This is a genomic window from Phenylobacterium kunshanense (genome assembly GCF_003254525.1).
Taxonomy (GTDB): domain Bacteria; phylum Pseudomonadota; class Alphaproteobacteria; order Caulobacterales; family Caulobacteraceae; genus Phenylobacterium; species Phenylobacterium kunshanense.
On the sequence record NZ_QFYS01000001.1, the window covers coordinates 808,210 to 827,026 of the forward strand.

Consider the following 18,817-nt stretch of genomic DNA (forward strand, 5'->3'; position numbering starts at 1 on the left):
GCAGCGGATGATATTGCGCAATATCGCAATATTTCACTCATTCCGCAACTATTATCGCAGGGCTTGCGCAGTGTCCTCTGGACGTCCGTCGCCTGCCGGCGCGGGTACGCCGAGCAGCCTGCCCAACAAGGGATGGACGCTCACATTGTCGAAGGTCGGCAGGACCACGCCGGCCCGGATGCCGGGACCGTGCGCGATGAAGATGGCCTCCATCTCGGGGCTGTAGGGGTCGAAGCCGTGGGCCCCGCCCTCGACCTTGTCTTCAGGCCGCCTGGTGATGCTCCAGCCCGTCTCCGGCAGGCAGAAGATCGGCGCGACCCGCGGGTTGCGGCCATAGTGGAAACGCGCGGGGATCTCGGACCTGCGCCAGCACGCCATGTGGGCGTGCGGCCGAAGCAGGGCCTGCTCCGCCTCGATCTCGCGTCCCTTGGCGGGGTAGAAGCTGAGGAACGCACCCACAGACAGCGCCCGGCCGAGGTCAGGCGTCACCAGATCGCCGACGACGATCCGGCGATCGGGCGCGACCTCCGCCATGCCATGGTCCGCCACGACGACGAGGTTCGCGGGCAGCTTCCGCGCGCGGAGCCCCTCCAGCAACCGTCCGATGGCCGAGTCCACGTCTCCGATCGCGGCGTTCACCTCGGCCGACTGGGGGCCATGGTGGTGCCCCGCCGTGTCGACGCTGTCGAAATACAGGGTCAGGAACGCCGGCCGCTGCGCCGCTGGCAGATCAAGGAGCGCCAGCAGCAGGTCGACCCGGTCGGCGTGGGGCCTCGTCATGTCGAATGCACGCCAGTGCGTCGGCCGTACGCCTCGCACGGCCGCTTCCGAGCCCGGCCAGAAGATGGGCGCGGTCGGCAGGCCGGCCCTTTCCGCGGTGACCCAGATCGGCTCCCCCTGGTCCCACCAGCGACGGTCGCGCACCGCGTCCCGGTTCGCCATCCGGAACGTAACCCCCGGAATCTCCGGATCCTCGAAGGTGTTCTCGACGATGCCATGGCGATCGGGCCTGAGGCCCGTGACCAGCGTGTAGTGGTTGGGGAAGGTCTTGGACGGGAACGAGGGACGCATGGCCCCGCGGGCCCCGTCGGCCGCGAGCCGGGACAGGACCGGCGTCACGCCGCGATCGAGGTAGTCGCTCCGGAAACCGTCGATCGAGATCAGGATGACGGGAGGCCGTTGCCCCGCCGAGGCGGGCGCGCAGAAGCCGGCCCAAAGGAGCAGGAGTGCGAGGAGAATCCGGACCATTGCCCTTCCCTAGGGGGTGATCGCGACACCCGCACAACGAAAAGCCCCGGAAGCGGTGCTTCCGGGGCTGATCGGGTCGCTTGGGCGACGAGGCTTACTCGTCGCCGCCGAAGCCGACGTCGGCCGTCGGACCGGAGTCCTTGCCCTTTTCGGACGGATCGCGGTCGACGAACTCGATCACCGCCATCGGGGCGTTGTCGCCATAGCGATAGCCGGCCTTGAGAACGCGGATGTAGCCGCCGTTGCGGTCCTTGTAGCGCGGGCCGAGCACAGCGAAGAGCTTCCCGACCTGCTCCACGTCGCGCACCTGGCTGATCGCCTGGCGACGCGCATGCAGGTCGCCGCGCTTGGCGAGGGTGATCAGCTTTTCCACGACCGGGCGAAGTTCCTTCGCCTTCGGCAGGGTCGTCACGATCTGCTCGTGCTTGATCAGGCTGGCCGACATGTTGGCGAACATGGCGGTGCGGTGGGCGGTCGTACGACCCAGTTTACGGTGGGCTTTGCCGTGACGCATCTCGATATCTCCTGGGCTCTCTCGCCCGCCGGACGCTCCCGGTGTTGGGGAACACGTCCTTGCCTAACCAAGTCCCAGCCTGCTCCCGCCTGGGTCAACACGAAGCGCCGGAGCCCTCCACCGCTGTTGCGGCTTCATCGGGCCCGGACCGCCGAAACGGTCCCGGAGTCGGCGCGGAGGCTTGTTACATCTGGTCTTCGAACTTCTTCGCGAGCTCTTCGATGTTCTCCGGCGGCCAGTTCGGCACGTCCATGCCGAGGTGGAGGCCCATCCCGGCGAGAACTTCCTTGATCTCGTTCAGCGACTTGCGGCCGAAGTTCGGAGTGCGGAGCATTTCCGCCTCGGTCTTCTGGATCAGGTCGCCGATGTAGACGATGTTGTCGTTCTTCAGGCAGTTGGCCGAACGGACGGAGAGCTCGAGCTCGTCCACCTTCTTCAGCAGCGCCGGGTTGAACGGCAGTTCCGGCTTGGCCTCGCCCTCGACCTTCTTCTTCGGCTCTTCGAAGGTGATGAAGATCTGCAGCTGGTCCTGGAGGATGCGGGCGGCGTAGGCCACGGCGTCCACCGGGGTGACCGCCCCGTTGGTCTCCACTTCCATGATCAGCTTGTCGTAGTCGAGGCTCTGGCCCTGGCGGGTGGGCTCGACGCGATAGGCGACGCGCTTGACCGGGGAATAGAGGGCGTCGACGGCGATCAGGCCGATCGGCGCGTCCTCGGGCCGGTTCATCTCGGCCGGCACATAGCCCTTGCCGGTGTTGACCGTGAACTCCATGCGCACGTTGGCGCCGTCGTCCAGCGTGCAGAGCACGTGGTCGGGGTTCAGGATCTCGATGTCCGACGGCGCTTCGATCTGGCCGGCGGTCACCGCGCCAGGACCGGTGGCGCGCAGGGTCATGCGCTTCGGCCCCTCGGCGTGCATGCGCAGGGCCAGCTGCTTGATGTTGAGGACGATGTCCACGACGTCTTCCCGCACGCCTTCCAGCGACGAGAATTCGTGAACCACACCGTCGATCTGCACCGCGGTCACCGCCGCGCCTTGCAGGGAGGAGAGAAGTACGCGGCGCAGGCTGTTGCCCAGCGTCACGCCGAACCCGCGCTCGAGGGGCTCGGCCACCAGACGCGCCTTGCGGCTGGCGTCGGCGCCGGTCTCGATTTGCGGCTTCTCGGGACGGATAAGCTCGTTCCAGTTTCTTTCGATCACGGTGTCCCTCGAAAACGCAGGATCGCCGGCCGCAAACGCGGACCGGCGTCAGGGATATTCAGTCGTTCGACTAGACGCGCCGGCGCTTCGGCGGGCGGCAGCCGTTATGCGGAATGGGGGTCACGTCCCGGATGGTGGTGATCGTCATACCCACCGCCTGCAGGGCGCGCAGAGCCGATTCACGACCCGAGCCGGGGCCCGAGACGTTCACTTCCAGCGTGCGCACGCCATGTTCGGCGGCCTTACGGCCGGCGTCCTCGGCCGCCATCTGAGCGGCGTAGGGCGTCGACTTACGCGAACCCTTGAAGCCCATCAGGCCGGCGCTGGACCAGGAGATCGCATTCCCCTGGGCGTCGGTGATGGTGATCATGGTGTTGTTGAACGAGGCGTTCACGTGGGCCACGCCCGAGGTGATGTTCTTGCGCTCGCGCCGCTTAACGCGCGCCGGTTCCTTGGCCATCGACTAGCTCTCTTACTTCTTCTTGCCGGCGATCGGCTTGGCCGGGCCCTTGCGGGTACGGGCATTGGTATGGGTGCGCTGACCGCGGACCGGCAGACCCTTGCGGTGACGCAGGCCGCGATAGCAGGCCAGGTCCATGAGGCGCTTGATGTTGACCGCCGTCTCGCGACGCAGGTCGCCTTCGACGAGGTAGTCGCGGTCGATCGTCTCGCGGATCTGCAGGACTTCCTGGTCAGTCAGCTGATTGACGCGACGGGCATCCTCGATGCCGACCTTCGCGACGATCTCGCGGGCCTTAGCCTCGCCGATGCCATGGATGTACTGCAGCGCGATGATGACGCGCTTGTTCGTGGGAATGTTGACGCCAGCGATACGGGCCACGTGAGGTAATCTCCTGGATCACGCAAAAGAAGCGCCGACGGCGCCCCGGCCCCTATCGCCCACAGGCATAGGCCGGCGCGTCCTTCGCGCTCTTTCGCGGAAGCGCTTCGTTATATGGATCGGGGCGCCTCCGTCAATGGCCGAAACGCCCATTTGTGAACGAAATGCTTCGCGGACAAGGGGAACCCACCCATCCGCGCTATCTCGCCCGCGCCGGTTCCGAAGGAACGACAGGGCGAGCAAAGCATGAGAGGCCAGGGCGTGCAATCGAATGGCCCGGCCCCCTGCCCCGGCGCGACGCCATGGCGCAGGATTGGTCGCCCAGCCAAGGAGTGAGTCGCCCGATGCGGGTATTGCTGACGGGAGCAACCGGATTCATCGGCTCCGCCATCCTTACGCGGCTCCAACGTCAGGGCCACGAGGTTATCGGCGTGACTCGACGCCGAGGGGCGGCCACCGAGCGCCTCCGCCCTCATGGCTGGATCGAACTCGATCTGGGGCGGACCACGACCGCGGCCGCGTGGCGAGGGCGTCTGACCGGAGTGGACGCGGTAGTCAATTGCGCCGGGGTTCTCCAGGACGGCGGAGGTGACACCACGCTTGGCGTGCACCGGGATGGGCCAGCCGCACTCTTCGAGGCCTGCCAGGAAGCCGGGGTGCGAAAGGTCATCCAGATCTCCGCCATCGGTGCGGATCTGGACGCCCCCACCGAATTTCAGAGGACCAAAGCGTTGGGCGACGCCGAGCTCAAGCGGCGGGCCCTCGAATGGATCATCCTGCGCCCTGCGATCGTCCTCGGCCCGGCGGCCTACGGCGGCAGCGCCTTGATTCGGAGCCTCGCGTCCCTGCCCTTCCTTCCTCGCATCCACGGGACAGGAACGCTCCAATTCGTTCAGGTGGACGATGTGGCCGAAACGGTCGCCCGGCTGCTTGAAGCAGGCGCCTGGTCACAGACCACCTTAGACTTGGCCGCCCCCGAAACCTTCACCTTCGACGAGGTCGTCGCCCTCTATCGCAGATGGCTCGGTCATGCGCCGACGCGCAGGATCGGGGGCGGCCGGCTGCTGCCATTCGTCTTCAGGCTTGGAGATATCGCTGGCCTTCTCGGTTGGCGTCCACCGGTTCGGACAACGGCGCGTCGTGAACTGGAGCGGGGCGTCTCTGGCGACGGGACGGCCTGGATGACGGCGACAGGCGTCAAGCCGCAGTCGCTTGAGTACGCCCTCGCATCCCGGCCTGCATCGGTGCAGGAACGCTGGTTCGCCACCCTCTACCTTCTCAAGCCCCTGCTGATCGGCGGGCTCTCGCTGTTCTGGATCGTCACCGCGCTCATTGCGGCCGGGCCAGCCTTTCGCCCGGCGCAACAGCTCATGGCCGACGCCGGCGCCCATGTCCTGGCGGTTCCAGCCACTTGGCTGGGAATCGCGGCGGACTTAGCCGTCGGGATCGGCCTCGCGTTCCGCCGCAGCGCCCGCGCCGCGCTGTGGGCGGGGATCATGGTGTCCTTCGCCTACTTACTGGGCGGAACACTACTGTCCCCCGGTCTCTGGGTCGATCCGCTCGGCCCCCTGACGAAAATCCTGCCCGTCGTGCTGCTGCACCTCGCTTGCCTCGCGATCCTGGACGACCGATGAGCGATTTCATCATCTTCAAGCTGGCGCATGTGATCGGCGCGGCCGTGCTGATGGGCACTGGCGCCGGCATCGCCTTCTTCATGTTGATGGCCCATCGGACGGGCGATCCGCGCACTGTCGCGGCAGTCAGCCGCATCGTGGTGATCGCGGACTACGTCTTCACGGCCTCCGCCGTGGTCGCCCAGCCCCTGACCGGCCTTCTACTCGCTAACGCGGCCGGCTATCCACTCACGTCCGGCTGGATCGTGCTGTCCATCGCATTATACGCCTGGACCGGCGCATGGTGGTTGCCCGTTGTCTGGATGCAGCAGCGAATGCGCAGGCTCGCGCACGCGGCAGCCGAGGCAGGCGAGCCCCTGCCCACCGCCTATCACCGTCTCTTCCGGCTGTGGTTCGCTTTCGGCTTCCCGGCGTTCGCGGCGGTCGTGGCGATCTTCTGGCTGATGATCGCCCGACCTGAGATCGCGTTCTTCTAGGCCTTGGCCTTCAGCGCCGCGTCGATCGCCGCCGCGACGTCCTCGATGGAACCCATGCCGTCGACTTCGACCAGCTTGCCCTGCCCCTGGTAGTACGGCAGCAGCGGCGCGGTCTGGGCGTTGTAGGCGTCGAGACGAACGGCGAAGCTTTCCGGATTGTCGTCGGCCCGGCCGCTCTCGGCGAACCGGCCGGCGATGCGCTGCTTCAGCGCCGCATCATCGACCTTCAGCCGGATGACCAGATCGATCTGGCGGCCGCGGCCCTTCAGCATCTCGTCGAGCGCCTCGGCCTGGGCCAGGGTGCGCGGGAAGCCGTCGAAGATCGCGCCACCGGCGGCCTCGGCCTCGGGCAGGCGGTTCTCGATCAACTCGATGACGATCCCGTCCGAGACCAGCTCGCCGCGCTGCATGATGCCGGAGACGCGCTGGCCCAGCTCGGAGCCGGAGGCGATCGCCGCCCGCAGCATGTCGCCCGTGGAGAGCTGCACCATGTTGCGCTCGTCGACCAGGCGCTTGGCCTGGGTGCCCTTGCCCGCCGCCGGCGGTCCGAAAAGGATCAGGTTCATAGGTCCGACTCTCCCCTCGCCCCGGCGCTCTGATGGCGCCGTCGCCCTACGTCAGCCAAGGGACCGGGGGCTCAGCGCCCGCGGCCCCGAAGCTTCGACTTCTTGATGAGGCCCTCGTACTGATGGGCCAGCAGGTGCGACTGGATCTGCGCCACGGTGTCCATCGTCACGCTGACGACGATCAGCAGCGAGGTGCCGCCCAGGTAGAACTGCGCGCCCGTCATGCTGATCAGCGCCTCGGGCAGGAGGCAGACGGCCGTGATGTAGGCCGCGCCGATCACCGTGAGGCGGGTGAGCACGAAGTCCAGGTACTCCGCGGTGCGCTTGCCCGGCCGGATGCCAGGCAGGAAGCCGCCGTACTTGCGCAGGTTCTCCGCGGTGTCCTCGGGGTTGAAGACGACCGAGGTGTAGAAGAAGCAGAAGAACACGATCAGCAGGCCGTAGAGCACCATGAACAGGGGCTGGCCGTGCTGGAGCTGGCCCACCGCCACGGGCAGCCACTGCAGCCATTCCGGCAGGTCCGCGGTCGCGAAGGCCGCCATGGCCGTGGCCGGCAGCAGCAGGAGCGACGAGGCGAAGATCGGCGGGATCACGCCCGAGGTGTTGATCTTCAGCGGCAGGAACGAGGTGTCGCCGCCGAACATGCGGTTGCCCACCTGGCGCTTGGGATACTGCACCAGCAGCCGGCGTTGGGACCGTTCCATGAACACGATGGCGACGGTCACGCCCACGACGAGCACCGCGATCAGCAGCAGCGAGCCGGCGGCCATCGACCCCGTGCGCGTCAGCTCCAGCGCCTGGAAGATGTATTGCGGCAGCACCGCCACGATACCGGCGAAGATGATCAGCGAGATGCCGTTGCCGACGCCGCGGCTGGTGATCTGCTCGCCCAGCCACATCAGGAACATGGTGCCCCCGGTGAGGGTCACAACGGTCGAGATGATGAAGAACGGCCCGGGCGTCTCCACGAGGCCGGGGCTCTGCACCATGCCGGCGGCGATGAAGAACGACTGCACGATCGCCAGGGCGACGGTGAGATAGCGGGTGTACTGGTTCAGGGTCTTGCGGCCCGCCTCCCCGCCTTCCTTCCGCAGCTTCTCCCACGGCGGATAGACCGTGCCGAGCAGCTGAACGATGATCGAGGCCGAGATGTACGGCATCACGTTCAGGGCGAAGATGGCCATCCGCTCGACGGCGCCGCCCGAGAACATGTTGAACATGCCCAGGATGCCTTGCGCCTGGCCCTGGAAGGCCTGCTGGAAGGCGACCGGGTCGATGCCGGGGATCGGAATGAAGGTTCCCAGGCGATAGATGATCATCGCCCAGATGGTGAACCAGATACGCTTGTGGAGCTCCGTGGCCTTGCGGAAGGCGTCGAAGTTCAGATTCGCGGCGAGCTGTTCAGCGGCCGAAGCCATTCGGCAAATCCCCTGACTCGGTAGTCGTGCTCAAATAGGACGCGCCGGCCTCATTAGCGAGGCCGGCGTCGTCGCAAGAGCCTTTAGGCCTCGGCGGCCGCCGCTTCCGGCTTCGTGGTCGTCAGGGCGCCCCCGGCCTTTTCCACGGCCGCGCGGGCCGAGGCGGTGGCGGAATAGACGGTCAGCGTGAGCTTGCTCTTCAGCTCGCCCTCGCCCAGCAGCTTCACGCCATCCTTCACGCGACGGATCACGCCGGCCTTCAGCAGGGCGTCGGCATCGATCGCGGCCTTGGCGTCCAGCTTCCCGGCGGCGATCGCCTGCTCGATGCGCCACAGGTTCACTTCGGCGAAGTCCTTGCGGTTGCGCGAGTTGAAGCCGCGCTTCGGCATCCGCATGTGCAGCGGCATCTGGCCGCCTTCGAACCCGTGGACCGCCACGCCGCTGCGGGCCTTCTGACCCTTCACGCCGCGGCCGGCGGTCTTGCCCTTGCCCGAGCCCGGGCCGCGGCCAACCCGCATGCGGTCCTTGGTGGAGCCCTCACGCGGGGCCAGTTCGTTCAGCTTGGTCATGACGCCTCTCCTTGGAGATCTGTCGCCGGGGATCGGCCCCGACTCGGCTTTGAAAAACGATGGCGCAGAAACGCCGATGGGCGAGGCTCGCGCCCCGCCCGCAACGCCGTGCCTATGGCACGAACGGAATGACTATTCCACCACCTCGATGAGGTGGGCGACCTTGGCCACCATGCCGCGAACGGCCGGGGTGTCCTCCAGGGTCGACACGCGGCCCACGCGGTTCAGGCCGAGGCCGATGAGCGTGGCGCGCTGGTCCTTGGTCCGGCGGATCGGGCTGCCGGTCTGACGAACGGTGATCTTGGCCATGTGCTTAACCTTCCGCGTCGGCGGCCGGCGCCTGGGCCGAGGCGCCATCGGCGCGGCGGCCGATCACGTCCGAGACCTTCTTGCCACGCTTGGCCGCCACTTGGCGGGGCGAGGACTGGGCCTTCAGCGCTTCGAACGTCGCGCGCACCATGTTGTAGGGGTTGGACGAGCCGACCGACTTGCCGACCACGTCCTGGACGCCCAGGGTTTCGAGCACCGCGCGCATCGGGCCGCCGGCGATGACGCCGGTGCCGGGAGGCGCCGCGCGCACCATCACCTTGCCCGCGCCCCAACGGCCGTTGCCGTCGTGGTGCAGGGTGCGGCTTTCGCGCAGCGGCACGCGGATCATCGACTTCTTGGCTTCTTCGGTCGCCTTGCGGATGGCTTCCGGCACTTCACGCGCCTTGCCATGACCGAAGCCCACGCGGCCCTTCTGGTCGCCAACGACCATCAGCGCGGCGAAGGAGAACCGGCGGCCGCCCTTCACGGTGGCGGCGACGCGGTTGATGTGGACCAGCTTCTCGACGATTTCGCTGTCGCGTTCTTCTTCGCGATTGCGCCGATCGCCGCGCTCTTCGTTCCTGCGAGCCATGATCGTTCCTTAGAAATTCAGGCCGGCTTCGCGCGCGGCGTCCGCCAGGGCCTTGACCCGGCCGTGGTACAGATAGCCGCCGCGGTCGAAGACGACGTCCTTGACGCCCTTCTCGATCGCGCGCTGGGCCACGAGGGCGCCCACGCGGGCGGCGGCCTCCTTGTCCGAGCCCTTTTCCTTCTTGTCGCCTTCCAGCGACGAGGCGGCCGCGAGCGTCACGCCGCGCTCATCATCGATGACCTGGGCGTAGATGTTCTTGGACGAGCGGAAGACCGACAGCCGCGGACGCCCGTTCGCCACCGAACGGAGGCGGGTACGGACGCGCTGTGCGCGGCGCTGGGTGGTGTCGCGGGGAGAGAGCGCCATGGCTTACTTCTTCTTGCCTTCCTTGCGCCGGACCTTTTCGCCGGCATAACGCACGCCCTTGCCCTTATAGGGCTCCGGCGGACGAATGCGGCGAATCCGGGCGGCGGTTTCGCCGACCAGCTGCTTGTCGATGCCCGAGATCTTGATCTCGGTCTGCTTCGGCGTGGCGAAGCTGATGCCCGCGGGCGGCGGGATATCCACTTCGTGGCTGAAGCCGAGCTGCATCGAGAGGGCCGGACCCTTCATGGCGGCGCGGTAACCGACGCCGACCAGCTCGAGGGTCTCTTCATAGCCCTGGGTGACGCCCACGACCATGTTGTTGACCAGCGTGCGGGACAGACCCCACATCGCCTGGGCCCGCGTGGTCTCCTGGCGCTTCGCGAGCGTGAGCTCCGAGCCTTCCTGCTTGACCTCGATTTCCTCGGCCACGGTCCAGGACAGCTGGCCCTTGGGCCCCTTCACCGTGACCGTCTGGCCCTCGATGGTCACCGTCACGCCGCTCGGGACGGGAACCGCCTTCTTTCCGATACGAGACATCTTAGTAGACCCGGCAGAGCACTTCGCCGCCCACGTTGGCCTCGCGGGCCGCGGTGTCCGACATGACGCCCTTCGGCGTCGACAGGATCGAGATACCGAGGCCGTTCTTCACCGGCTTCAGGTCCTTGATCGACGAATAGACGCGGCGGCCCGGCTTCGACACGCGGCTGATTTCCACGATGACCGGCTGGCCGTCGAAGTACTTCAGCTCGACCTCGAACTCCGGGAAGGCGCCGGGCTTTTCCACCAGGTGGTAGCCGCGGATGTAGCCCTCATCGAGCAGCACATCGAGGACGCGCGCGCGCATCTTCGACGCCGGCGTCGAGAGCTTGTTCCGGCCGCGCATGGCGGCGTTCTTGATGCGGGCGATCAGATCGCCGATGGGGTCGTTGACCATGTGATCCCCTTACCAGCTCGACTTCACGAGGCCGGGGATCAGCCCGTGCGAACCCAGTTCGCGCAGGGAGACCCGGCTCATCTTCAGCTTGCGATAGTAGCCGCGCGGACGGCCCGTGACTTCGCACCGGTTGCGGATGCGGGTCTGGGACGAATTGCGGGGCAGTTCCGCGAGCTTCAGGCGAGCTTCGAAACGATCCTCGAGCGGCAGGCTCTCGTCATTGGCGATCGCCTTCAGCGCGTCGCGCTTGGCGGCGTACTGCTTGACGAGCTTCTTGACTCGTTCGTTGCGGTTGACGGCGCTTTTCTTGGCCATGTGTCTCTTCCTTCCCCGCCGTTACGCTTGAACGAACGGGAACTGGAATTCCCGGAGGAGCTCGCGGGCTTCCTCATCGGTCTTCGCAGTGGTGGCGACGATGATGTCCATGCCCCAGATCTGGTCGATCTGGTCGTAGTTGATCTCCGGGAACACGATGTGCTCCTTCAGACCCATGGCGTAGTTGCCGCGGCCGTCGAACGACGTGGGCTTCAGCCCCCGGAAGTCCTTCACGCGCGGCAGCGCGATGGTGATCAGACGGTCGAGGAACTCGTACATCTGATCCTTGCGCAGCGTGACCTTGCAGCCCACGGTCATGCCCTCGCGCAGCTTGAAGCCGGCGATGGACGTACGGGCCTTGGTCGCCACCGGCTTCTGGCCGGCGATCTTCGCCAGGTCGGCCATGGCCGACTGGATCTTCTTGGAGTCCGCGACAGCCTCACCCACGCCCATGTTGATGACGATCTTGTCCAACTTGGGGATCTGCATCTCGTTGGTGTAGCCGAACTTTTCCTTCAGCTGCCCCCGGATGCGCGAGCGATACTCGGACTTGAGCCGCGGTTCGTAAGCCTGATCAGCCATTGATCACCTCGCCGGTCGTCTTGGCGATACGGACCTTCTTGTCGCCGTCCACGCGGAAGCCGACGCGGGTCGGCTTGCCGTTGGAGTCGACGACGGCCACGTTCGACAGGTGGAGCGACGCTTCCTTGTTCTTGATGCCGCCCTGCGGGTCGAACTGGGTCGGGCGGGTGTGACGCTGAACCATGTTCAGGCCTTCCACCACGACGCGCTCTTCCTTGGGCAGGACCTTGAGGACATTGCCCTGACGGCCCTTGTCCTTGCCGGTGAGGACCACGACGCGGTCCCCCTTCTTGATCTTCGCAGCCATCACAGCACCTCGGGCGCGAGAGAAATGACCTTCATGTGGTTCTTGGCGCGCAGCTCGCGCGGAACCGGGCCGAAGATCCGCGTGCCGATCGGCTCGCCTTGCTTGTTCACGATGACCGCCGCGTTCTTGTCGAAGCGGATCACCGAGCCATCCTTGCGCTTGATCGCCTGGCTGGTGCGCACGACGATCGCCTGCAGCACGTCACCCTTCTTCACGCGGCCGCGCGGAATCGCTTCCTTCACGGACACGACGATCTTGTCACCGACGCTGGCGTAACGGCGCTTCGCGCCGCCCAGCACCTTGATGCACATGACCCGGCGGGCGCCGGAATTGTCGGCGACGTCCAGGTTAGTTTGCATCTGGATCATGTCTGTCGATCCTTAGGCTTGGGCCGCGCCGCCGGACGGCAGCACTTCCCAGGTTTTCGTCTTCGACTTGGGCGCGCATTCAATGATGCGGACGACCTCGCCGGTCTTGCAGACGTTGGCCTCGTCATGGGCGTGGTACTTCTTGGACCGACGGACGGTCTTCTTGAGCACCGGGTGCAGGAAGGTCCGCTCGACCTTCACCACGACCGTCTTGTCGCCCTTGTCGGAGACGACTACGCCCTCGAGAATTCGCTTCGGCATCTGTCGTAGCTCCTCAGGCCTGAGCCTGCTTGGCGCGCAGGACGGTCTTGATGCGCGCGATATCCTTGCGCACCTCGCCCACGCGATGGGTCTTCTCCACCTGGCCGGTCGCCTTCTGGAAGCGCAGGTTGAACTGCTCCTTCTTGAGGGAGACGAGCTGCTCGGTCAGCTGGTCGGGCGTCATGCCCCGGATTTCGTCGATCTTCATCACGCGTGCTCCGCGACGGGGGCGTCGATCCGGGTGACGATGCGGGTCTTCACCGGAAGCTTGGCCGCGCCGAGGCGCAGCGCTTCGCGGGCCACGTCGTCCGGCACGCCGTCGATTTCGAACATGATCCGGCCGGGGGCGACCCGGGCGGCCCAGTAGTCGACGGCGCCCTTGCCGGAGCCCATCCGCACTTCGGCGGGCTTACCGGTCACCGGCACGTCGGGGTAGATGCGGATCCACACCCGGCCCTGGCGCTTCATCTGGCGCGTGATCGCGCGGCGGGCCGCCTCGATCTGGCGCGCGGTGATGCGCTCGGGCTCGACCGACTTCAGGCCGTAGGAGCCGAAGTTCAGCGTGAAGCCGCCCTTGGCCATCCCGTGGATACGGCCCTTGAACTGCTTGCGATACTTAGTGCGCTTGGGAGACAGCATGTTCCTGAGTCCTTAGGCGTTCTGCGGCTCGCCGCGGCGCTCGCGCCGGGGACCACGATCCGGACGGTCGCCACGCTCGCGGCCACCACCCTCACCCGCAGGCCCGCTCTCGCCGGCCAGGCGCTTGTCCATGGCCATCGGGTCGTGGTCCAGGACCTCGCCCTTGAAGACCCAGACCTTCACGCCGATCACGCCGTACGTGGTCTTGGCCTCGGTGAAGCCATAGTCGACGTCGGCGCGCAGGGTGTGCAGCGGCACGCGGCCTTCGCGATACCACTCCATACGCGCGATTTCCGCGCCGCCCAGGCGGCCCGACACGTTGATGCGGACGCCCTTGGCGCCGAGGCGCATGGCGGACTGCATCGAGCGCTTCATGGCGCGGCGGAACGCGACCCGACGCTCGAGCTGCTGGGCGATGTTCTCGGCCACCAGCTGGGCGTCGGTTTCCGGCTTGCGGATTTCGACGATGTTCAGGTGGACTTCGCCATCCGTCATGGAGGCGATGTCCTTGCGCAGCTTCTCGATGTCCGCGCCCTTCTTGCCGATGATCACGCCAGGGCGCGCGGCATAGATGGTGATGCGGCACTTCTTGTGCGGACGCTCGATGATGATCCGCGACACGCCGGCCTGATACAGACGCTTCTTCAGCGCGCGACGGACCTTGATGTCTTCGTGAAGCAGACGCCCGTACTCGGGGCCGTCGGCGAACCAGCGGCTGTCCCAAGTGCGGTTGATGCCGAGGCGAAGCCCGACCGGATTGATTTTCTGACCCATCAGGCGGCCTCACCCACTTCGCGGACCACGATCGTGATCTCGCTGAACGGCTTCTCGACGCGCGACGCACGACCGCGGGCGCGGGCATGGAAGCGCTTCATCACGAGGTTCTTGCCCACGTAAGCCTCGGCGACGACCAGGCTGTCGATGTCGAGGTTGTGGTTGTTCTCGGCGTTGGAGATCGCCGAATAGAGCGCCTTGCGGACGTCCTGGGCGATACGCTTCGGGCTGAACTCGAGCTCGTTGAGGGCGCGCTGCACCTTCAGGCCGCGGATCGACTGGGCCACGAGATTGAGCTTGCGGGGGCTCGTGCGCAGCGTGCGCACCTTCGCCACCGCTTCGGCGTCCGTATAACGGCGAGCCTTGGCTTGCTTGCTCATCTTACTTCCTCTTGGCCTTCTTGTCGGCCGCGTGACCGGGGAAGAAGCGGGTGGGAGCGAACTCGCCCAGCTTCATGCCGACCATGTCTTCCGAGATGAGCACGGGGACGTGCTTCTGGCCGTTGTGCACGCCGAAGGTCAGACCCACGAACTGGGGCATGATCGTCGAGCGGCGCGACCAGGTCTTGATCACGTCCTTGCGGCCGGAGCTCTGCGCGGCTTCGGCCTTCTTCAGCAGGTACCCGTCGACGAACGGGCCTTTCCAGACGGAACGGGTCATGGCTTAGCGAGCCTTCCGAGCGTGACGCGAACGGATGATGAACTTGTCCGTCGCCTTGTTCTTGCGGGTCTTGCGGCCCTTCGTGGGCTTGCCCCACGGGGTGACCGGGTGACGGCCGCCCGAGGTGCGGCCTTCACCGCCGCCGTGCGGGTGGTCGATCGGGTTCATGGCGACGCCGCGGACATGCGGGCGACGACCCTTGTGACGAGCGCGGCCGGCCTTGCCGAGGCTCTCGTTCATGTGGTCCGGGTTCGACACCGCGCCGACCGTGGCCATGCAGCCGTCCGGCACCATCCGCAGTTCGCCCGAGTTCAGGCGGATCTGGGCGTAGCCGGCGTCACGGCCGACGAGCTGGGCGTAACCGCCGGCCGAACGGGCGATCTGGCCACCCTTCATCGGCTTGAGCTCGACGTTGTGGATGATCGTACCGATCGGCATGCCGCGCAGCGGCATGGCGTTGCCCGGCTTCACGTCGGCCTTCTCGGCGGCGATGACCACGTCACCCGCCTTGAGGCGTTGCGGAGCCAGGATGTAGGCGAGCTCGCCGTCCGCGTACTTCACCAGGGCGATGAAGGCAGACCGGTTCGGGTCGTACTCGAGCCGCTCGACCGTGGCCGGCACGTCGAACTTGCGACGCTTGAAGTCCACGATGCGGTACAGGCGCTTGGCGCCGCCGCCGCGGAAACGGACCGCGACGCGGCCGTTGCCGCCACGACCGCCGGACTTGGTCAGGCCTTCGACGAGCGACTTTTCCGGCCGGCCCTTGTGGAGCTCGGACTTGTCGACCAGGACCAGCTGACGGCGGCCCGGCGAAGTCGGGTTGAACTGCTTCAGAGCCATCGGATCAGAGCCCCGTGGTGATGTCGATCGACTGGCCGTCGGCCAGGGTCACGATCGCTTTCTTGACGTCCGAGCGTCGGCCCTTGATGCCGCGGAACCGCTTGGTCTTGCCCTTCACGTTGACCGTATTGACCTTCGTGACGTTGACCTTGAACAGCGCCTCGACCGCAGCGGCGATCTCGTCCTTCGTGGCGTCCTCGGCGACCCGGAAGACCACCTTGTTCTGCTCGGAAAGCAGCGTGGCCTTTTCGGTGATCACCGGCGACAGGATGGTGTCGTAGTGACGGATGGTGGGCTCGACGGCCATCACGCGGCCTCCTCAGGCTGGAAGCGCGCCTGGATCGCCGCGACCGCGTCCTTGGTCAGGACCAGGGTGCGGCGGCGCAGCACGTCATAGACGTTCAGGCCGGCGTTCGGCAGCACGTCCACGTTCGGGATGTTGCGCGCGGCGAGCTTGAAGTTCGTGTCCACTTCCGGGCCGGCGATGACCAGCGCGTGGGTCACGCCGATCTTGCCGAGTTGGTCGCGAAGAGCGGCCGTCTTGGCGTCCTTCAGGGCGACGCTGTCGACGACGATCAGCGAGCCGTCCTTGGCCTTGGAGGACAGGGCGTGCTTGAGGGCCAGGGCGCGGACCTTCTTGGGCAGGTCGAACGCATGGCTGCGAACGACCGGACCGTGGGCCTTGGCGCCGCCGACGAACTGGGCCGCCCGGCGCGAGCCGTGACGGGCGCCGCCGGTGCCCTTCTGCTTGTACATCTTCTTGCCCGTACGAGAGACCTCGTTGCGGACCTGGATCTTGTGCGTGCCGGCGCGACGCTTGGCGAGCTGCCAGGTCACGACGCGCTGCAGGATGTCGGCGCGGATCTCTTCGATGCCGAAGATGTCGTCGGCCAGCTCGATCGAGCCGCCCTTCCCGCCGTCGAGCTTGATGACGTCGAGTTTCATTACGCTTGATCCCCAGCTTCGGTGGCCTGGGCCTCTTCAGCCGGCGCTTCCGTCACGGCCGGCTCTTCGGCCGGCGCGGCGGCGACTTCACCCGCCTTGCGGAAGGCGCCCGGCTTCGGGGCCTCGGCCGGCAGGGCCGACTTCACCGCGTCGCGGATCTTCACGAACGTGCCTTCCGTGCCCGGGACGGCGCCCTTCACAAGGATCAGGCCGCGCTCGGCGTCCACGCGCCAGACGGTCAGGTTGAGGGTGGTGACGGTCTCCTGGCCGAGATGGCCAGCCATCTTCTTGCCCGGGAACGTGCGGCCCGGATCCTGACGCTGGCCGGTCGAACCATGCGAGCGGTGGGAGACGGACACACCGTGGGTGGCGCGCAGGCCGCCGAAGTTCCAGCGCTTCATGGCGCCGGCGAAGCCCTTACCGACCGTGACACCGGTGATGTCGATCTTCTGGCCGGGGACGAAGTGGTCGGCGGTGATTTCCGCGCCCACGTCGATCAGGTTGTCCTCGGAGACCTTGAACTCGACCACCTTGGCCTTCGGCTCAACTTCGCCCTTGGCGAAGTGGCCGCGGAGCCCCTTGGAGGTGTTCTTCGGCTTCTTCTTACCCGCGCCGAGCTGGAGGGCGACGTAGCCGTCCTTGTCCTTGGTGCGGTGGGCGACGACCTGGCAGCCTTCGAGGCTCAGGACCGTCACAGGCACATGGACGCCCGCTTCGTCGAAGAAGCGCGCCATGCCCATTTTCTTGGCGATCACGCCGGTTCGCATCGGACCGATCCCCTTAGAGCTTGATCTCGACGTCCACGCCGGCGGACAGGTCGAGCTTCATGAGCGCGTCCACGGTCTGCGGGGTGGGGTCGACGATGTCGAGCACGCGCTTGTGCGTGCGGATTTCGAACTGCTCGCGCGACTTCTTGTCGATGTGCGGCGAACGGTTGACGGTGAATTTCTCGATGCGCGTCGGCAGCGGAATCGGTCCGCGCACGGTGGCGCCGGTTCTCTTGGCCGTGTTCACGATCTCGCGGGTGGAATGGTCCAACACGCGGTGATCGAAGGCCTTGAGCCGAATGCGGATGTTCTGACGATCCATATCGCTCTTACGTTTCCCTACAGACGGCGGTCCGCCCGCGTGATCTCGACCATTTCAAAGACCAGCCCGAACACCCCAATGAGGCGCTCGTACGCGAAAGTCCGCACAAACGACATTGGCCCGCGCGAAACCCGCGAGGGCCGTTCCCGAAACGCTAGGTTTTAGCACTGTCTCAGGTCGTTCCGCGAACCGCGTCTGCGCTTCAAATCGCTTCGAAGCACACAGCCGGTCCAACAGGAGGCGCGGTAATACCGACGCGACTCGCCCACGTCAAGGCCTGCGCCGCCATGGATGGCGCCGCAGGCCCCTCTCCTGTTCAGTCGCCGACGCGGACCGAGCCCGAGCCCATGACGGTCTTGGAGATCTCGCCCTTCACTTCCCGCACGCTGACGTCGCCGGAGCCCGCGATGCGCGCCTGCACGCTGTCGGCCACGCCGCGGAAGCCGATGTCGCCCGATCCGGCGATGGAGACCTTCATCGTCGTGGCCCGGCCGCTGGCGATCTCCACGTCCCCGGATCCCGCGATGTTGACCTCCAAAGGACCGGCGATGGACCGCACGGCCGTCGAACCCGACCCCGCGATGGTGACATCCAGCCCCCCCTTGACGTCACCGGCGGCGACATCGCCGGAACCGGTCACATGGACCTTGAGCGCGCCTGTCGAGCCCATGCGCGCATCGCCTGACCCCGCCTGGTTCACCCGCGCCTCTCCGGCGACGTTCGCGATCGTCCAGTCCCCGCAGCCGGCATTCGAAACCTTGAGCGTGGACGAGCGGCCCACCGATCCGAAGACGGCGCCCCCGGCCTCGACGTCCACCTGCCGGGGAGTGTGGATGACCACCTGAGGCATCTCATCCCAGGCGATGTCGCCCACGTCCCGGACGGTCACGACGGCCTTTCCGTAGGAGCCCCGGCAGTTGCGGATCCGGCGATCGAAGTCGCCGTCGACGATGGTGCGCCCGCCCGGGAGGGTGCGAACCGTCAGAGGCGCGCGGCTGTTGGCCTTCACCACCTCGACCTTTACGTCCCCGCGGTCCTCGGGGACGATGGTCACGCGCGCAACCGCGTCGCGGATCTCCACCGAGGCCGCCTGGGCCGATCCCGCCGCCATCGCCGCGCTCGTAGCCAGGGCCACCATGTAAAGACGCATCGAACTCTCCCGCCTCAGCAACAATGTGACCGAAGGCTAGACGCGGGAGGGCGGGGCCACAGCTTAAATCGGGGTCATGACTCTGTTGTCATCCCCGCAAGCGAAAGGGCCGCCGGGGTTTCCCCCGACGGCCCTTCGTATTCGGTCTTCAGGTAAGCGGGTGGCTTACTTGAGGATCTTGGAGACGACGCCCGAACCGACGGTCCGGCCGCCTTCGCG

The 18,817-nt window shown here is 66.6% G+C and carries 31 protein-coding genes; 2 read left to right on the forward strand and 29 right to left on the reverse strand.

Annotated features, from left to right (window positions below):
* Positions 1 to 51 precede the first annotated feature (51 nt).
* From DJ019_RS04130 to rpsM, 5 genes are all read right to left on the reverse strand, one after another.
* A complete protein-coding gene (locus DJ019_RS04130) occupies positions 52 to 1,248 on the reverse strand; it encodes an alkaline phosphatase family protein (RefSeq protein WP_111274687.1) in 1,197 nt (398 codons plus the stop codon).
* A 94-nt stretch (positions 1,249 to 1,342) separates the two neighbouring features.
* A complete protein-coding gene (rplQ, locus tag DJ019_RS04135) occupies positions 1,343 to 1,762 on the reverse strand; it encodes a 50S ribosomal protein L17 (RefSeq protein WP_111274688.1) in 420 nt (139 codons plus the stop codon).
* 184 nt (positions 1,763 to 1,946) lie between these two features.
* A complete protein-coding gene (locus tag DJ019_RS04140; protein WP_111274689.1) occupies positions 1,947 to 2,963 on the reverse strand; it encodes a DNA-directed RNA polymerase subunit alpha in 1,017 nt (338 codons plus the stop codon).
* A 70-nt stretch (positions 2,964 to 3,033) separates the two neighbouring features.
* On the reverse strand, positions 3,034 to 3,423 hold the full coding sequence (rpsK, locus tag DJ019_RS04145) for a 30S ribosomal protein S11 (RefSeq protein ID WP_111274690.1): 390 nt from the start codon (positions 3,421 to 3,423) through the stop codon (positions 3,034 to 3,036).
* Positions 3,424 to 3,435: 12 nt separating this feature from the next.
* Positions 3,436 to 3,804, reverse strand: a complete 369-nt coding sequence (gene rpsM, locus DJ019_RS04150) for a 30S ribosomal protein S13 (RefSeq protein WP_111274691.1) — start codon at positions 3,802 to 3,804, stop codon at positions 3,436 to 3,438.
* A gap of 344 nt (positions 3,805 to 4,148) precedes the next feature.
* Between rpsM and DJ019_RS04155 the strand changes: the two genes are divergently transcribed.
* Positions 4,149 to 5,438, forward strand: a complete 1,290-nt coding sequence (locus DJ019_RS04155; RefSeq protein ID WP_111274692.1) for an NAD(P)H-binding protein — start codon at positions 4,149 to 4,151, stop codon at positions 5,436 to 5,438.
* Positions 5,435 to 5,914, forward strand: a complete 480-nt coding sequence (locus DJ019_RS04160; protein WP_111274693.1) for a DUF2269 family protein — start codon at positions 5,435 to 5,437, stop codon at positions 5,912 to 5,914. Before DJ019_RS04155 ends, DJ019_RS04160 begins: the two co-directional genes overlap by 4 nt.
* Here the strand turns inward: DJ019_RS04160 and DJ019_RS04165 are convergent.
* The 24 genes from DJ019_RS04165 to DJ019_RS04280 all read right to left on the reverse strand — a co-directional run bounded on the left by DJ019_RS04165 (position 5,911) and on the right by DJ019_RS04280 (position 18,598).
* A complete protein-coding gene (locus DJ019_RS04165; RefSeq protein WP_111274694.1) occupies positions 5,911 to 6,480 on the reverse strand; it encodes an adenylate kinase in 570 nt (189 codons plus the stop codon). The two genes, DJ019_RS04160 and DJ019_RS04165, sit on opposite strands and share 4 nt — an antisense overlap.
* 71 nt (positions 6,481 to 6,551) lie before the next feature.
* A complete protein-coding gene (gene secY, locus DJ019_RS04170; protein ID WP_111274695.1) occupies positions 6,552 to 7,898 on the reverse strand; it encodes a preprotein translocase subunit SecY in 1,347 nt (448 codons plus the stop codon).
* 83 nt (positions 7,899 to 7,981) lie between these two features.
* Entirely contained in the window at positions 7,982 to 8,467 is a 486-nt protein-coding gene (gene rplO / locus DJ019_RS04175; protein ID WP_111274696.1) for a 50S ribosomal protein L15, read from the reverse strand.
* 132 nt (positions 8,468 to 8,599) lie between these two features.
* Complete coding sequence (rpmD, locus tag DJ019_RS04180; RefSeq protein WP_111274697.1) at positions 8,600 to 8,776, reverse strand: 50S ribosomal protein L30; 177 nt, start codon at positions 8,774 to 8,776, stop codon at positions 8,600 to 8,602.
* A 4-nt stretch (positions 8,777 to 8,780) separates the two neighbouring features.
* Positions 8,781 to 9,368 carry a 30S ribosomal protein S5 gene (gene rpsE, locus DJ019_RS04185; RefSeq protein WP_111274698.1) on the reverse strand — a complete coding sequence of 196 codons (588 nt, stop codon included), beginning with the start codon at positions 9,366 to 9,368 and terminating at the stop codon, positions 8,781 to 8,783.
* 9 nt (positions 9,369 to 9,377) lie between these two features.
* Positions 9,378 to 9,734 (reverse strand): 50S ribosomal protein L18, encoded by a 357-nt coding sequence (rplR, locus tag DJ019_RS04190; protein WP_111274699.1) that lies wholly within the window; start codon positions 9,732 to 9,734, stop codon positions 9,378 to 9,380.
* A 3-nt stretch (positions 9,735 to 9,737) separates the two neighbouring features.
* Positions 9,738 to 10,271 carry a 50S ribosomal protein L6 gene (gene rplF, locus DJ019_RS04195; protein ID WP_111274700.1) on the reverse strand — a complete coding sequence of 178 codons (534 nt, stop codon included), beginning with the start codon at positions 10,269 to 10,271 and terminating at the stop codon, positions 9,738 to 9,740.
* Position 10,272: 1 nt separating this feature from the next.
* Entirely contained in the window at positions 10,273 to 10,668 is a 396-nt protein-coding gene (rpsH, locus tag DJ019_RS04200; RefSeq protein ID WP_111274701.1) for a 30S ribosomal protein S8, read from the reverse strand.
* A 9-nt stretch (positions 10,669 to 10,677) separates the two neighbouring features.
* A complete protein-coding gene (rpsN, locus tag DJ019_RS04205; protein ID WP_111274702.1) occupies positions 10,678 to 10,983 on the reverse strand; it encodes a 30S ribosomal protein S14 in 306 nt (101 codons plus the stop codon).
* A gap of 21 nt (positions 10,984 to 11,004) precedes the next feature.
* A complete protein-coding gene (gene rplE, locus DJ019_RS04210; RefSeq protein WP_111274703.1) occupies positions 11,005 to 11,565 on the reverse strand; it encodes a 50S ribosomal protein L5 in 561 nt (186 codons plus the stop codon).
* The gene (gene rplX / locus DJ019_RS04215; RefSeq protein ID WP_111274704.1) at positions 11,558 to 11,872 is read right to left on the reverse strand and encodes a 50S ribosomal protein L24; all 315 of its coding nucleotides are present in this window, start codon (positions 11,870 to 11,872) and stop codon (positions 11,558 to 11,560) included. Before rplX ends, rplE begins: the two co-directional genes overlap by 8 nt.
* Entirely contained in the window at positions 11,872 to 12,240 is a 369-nt protein-coding gene (gene rplN / locus DJ019_RS04220; protein WP_111274705.1) for a 50S ribosomal protein L14, read from the reverse strand. The genes rplX and rplN overlap by 1 nt, the downstream gene beginning before the upstream one ends.
* Before the next feature lie 12 nt (positions 12,241 to 12,252).
* Positions 12,253 to 12,501 (reverse strand): 30S ribosomal protein S17, encoded by a 249-nt coding sequence (gene rpsQ / locus DJ019_RS04225; protein ID WP_111274706.1) that lies wholly within the window; start codon positions 12,499 to 12,501, stop codon positions 12,253 to 12,255.
* Positions 12,502 to 12,514: 13 nt separating this feature from the next.
* On the reverse strand, positions 12,515 to 12,709 hold the full coding sequence (gene rpmC / locus DJ019_RS04230; RefSeq protein WP_111274707.1) for a 50S ribosomal protein L29: 195 nt from the start codon (positions 12,707 to 12,709) through the stop codon (positions 12,515 to 12,517).
* Positions 12,709 to 13,140, reverse strand: a complete 432-nt coding sequence (gene rplP, locus DJ019_RS04235; protein ID WP_111274708.1) for a 50S ribosomal protein L16 — start codon at positions 13,138 to 13,140, stop codon at positions 12,709 to 12,711. Before rplP ends, rpmC begins: the two co-directional genes overlap by 1 nt.
* A 12-nt stretch (positions 13,141 to 13,152) precedes the next feature.
* The gene (gene rpsC / locus DJ019_RS04240) at positions 13,153 to 13,914 is read right to left on the reverse strand and encodes a 30S ribosomal protein S3 (RefSeq protein ID WP_111274709.1); all 762 of its coding nucleotides are present in this window, start codon (positions 13,912 to 13,914) and stop codon (positions 13,153 to 13,155) included.
* Positions 13,914 to 14,294 (reverse strand): 50S ribosomal protein L22, encoded by a 381-nt coding sequence (gene rplV, locus DJ019_RS04245; RefSeq protein ID WP_111274710.1) that lies wholly within the window; start codon positions 14,292 to 14,294, stop codon positions 13,914 to 13,916. The genes rpsC and rplV overlap by 1 nt, the downstream gene beginning before the upstream one ends.
* Position 14,295: 1 nt before the next feature.
* Complete coding sequence (gene rpsS / locus DJ019_RS04250) at positions 14,296 to 14,574, reverse strand: 30S ribosomal protein S19 (RefSeq protein ID WP_111274711.1); 279 nt, start codon at positions 14,572 to 14,574, stop codon at positions 14,296 to 14,298.
* A gap of 3 nt (positions 14,575 to 14,577) precedes the next feature.
* A complete protein-coding gene (rplB, locus tag DJ019_RS04255; RefSeq protein WP_111274712.1) occupies positions 14,578 to 15,414 on the reverse strand; it encodes a 50S ribosomal protein L2 in 837 nt (278 codons plus the stop codon).
* Positions 15,415 to 15,418: 4 nt separating this feature from the next.
* Entirely contained in the window at positions 15,419 to 15,721 is a 303-nt protein-coding gene (locus DJ019_RS04260; RefSeq protein ID WP_111274713.1) for a 50S ribosomal protein L23, read from the reverse strand.
* Positions 15,721 to 16,359 carry a 50S ribosomal protein L4 gene (gene rplD / locus DJ019_RS04265; RefSeq protein ID WP_111274714.1) on the reverse strand — a complete coding sequence of 213 codons (639 nt, stop codon included), beginning with the start codon at positions 16,357 to 16,359 and terminating at the stop codon, positions 15,721 to 15,723. Before rplD ends, DJ019_RS04260 begins: the two co-directional genes overlap by 1 nt.
* Entirely contained in the window at positions 16,359 to 17,126 is a 768-nt protein-coding gene (gene rplC / locus DJ019_RS04270) for a 50S ribosomal protein L3 (RefSeq protein WP_111274715.1), read from the reverse strand. Before rplC ends, rplD begins: the two co-directional genes overlap by 1 nt.
* 13 nt (positions 17,127 to 17,139) lie before the next feature.
* Positions 17,140 to 17,448: a 30S ribosomal protein S10 gene (gene rpsJ / locus DJ019_RS04275; protein ID WP_012521787.1), complete on the reverse strand. Its 309-nt coding sequence runs from the start codon at positions 17,446 to 17,448 to the stop codon at positions 17,140 to 17,142.
* A 316-nt stretch (positions 17,449 to 17,764) separates the two neighbouring features.
* Complete coding sequence (locus tag DJ019_RS04280; protein ID WP_111274716.1) at positions 17,765 to 18,598, reverse strand: GIN domain-containing protein; 834 nt, start codon at positions 18,596 to 18,598, stop codon at positions 17,765 to 17,767.
* Positions 18,599 to 18,817 lie beyond the last annotated feature (219 nt).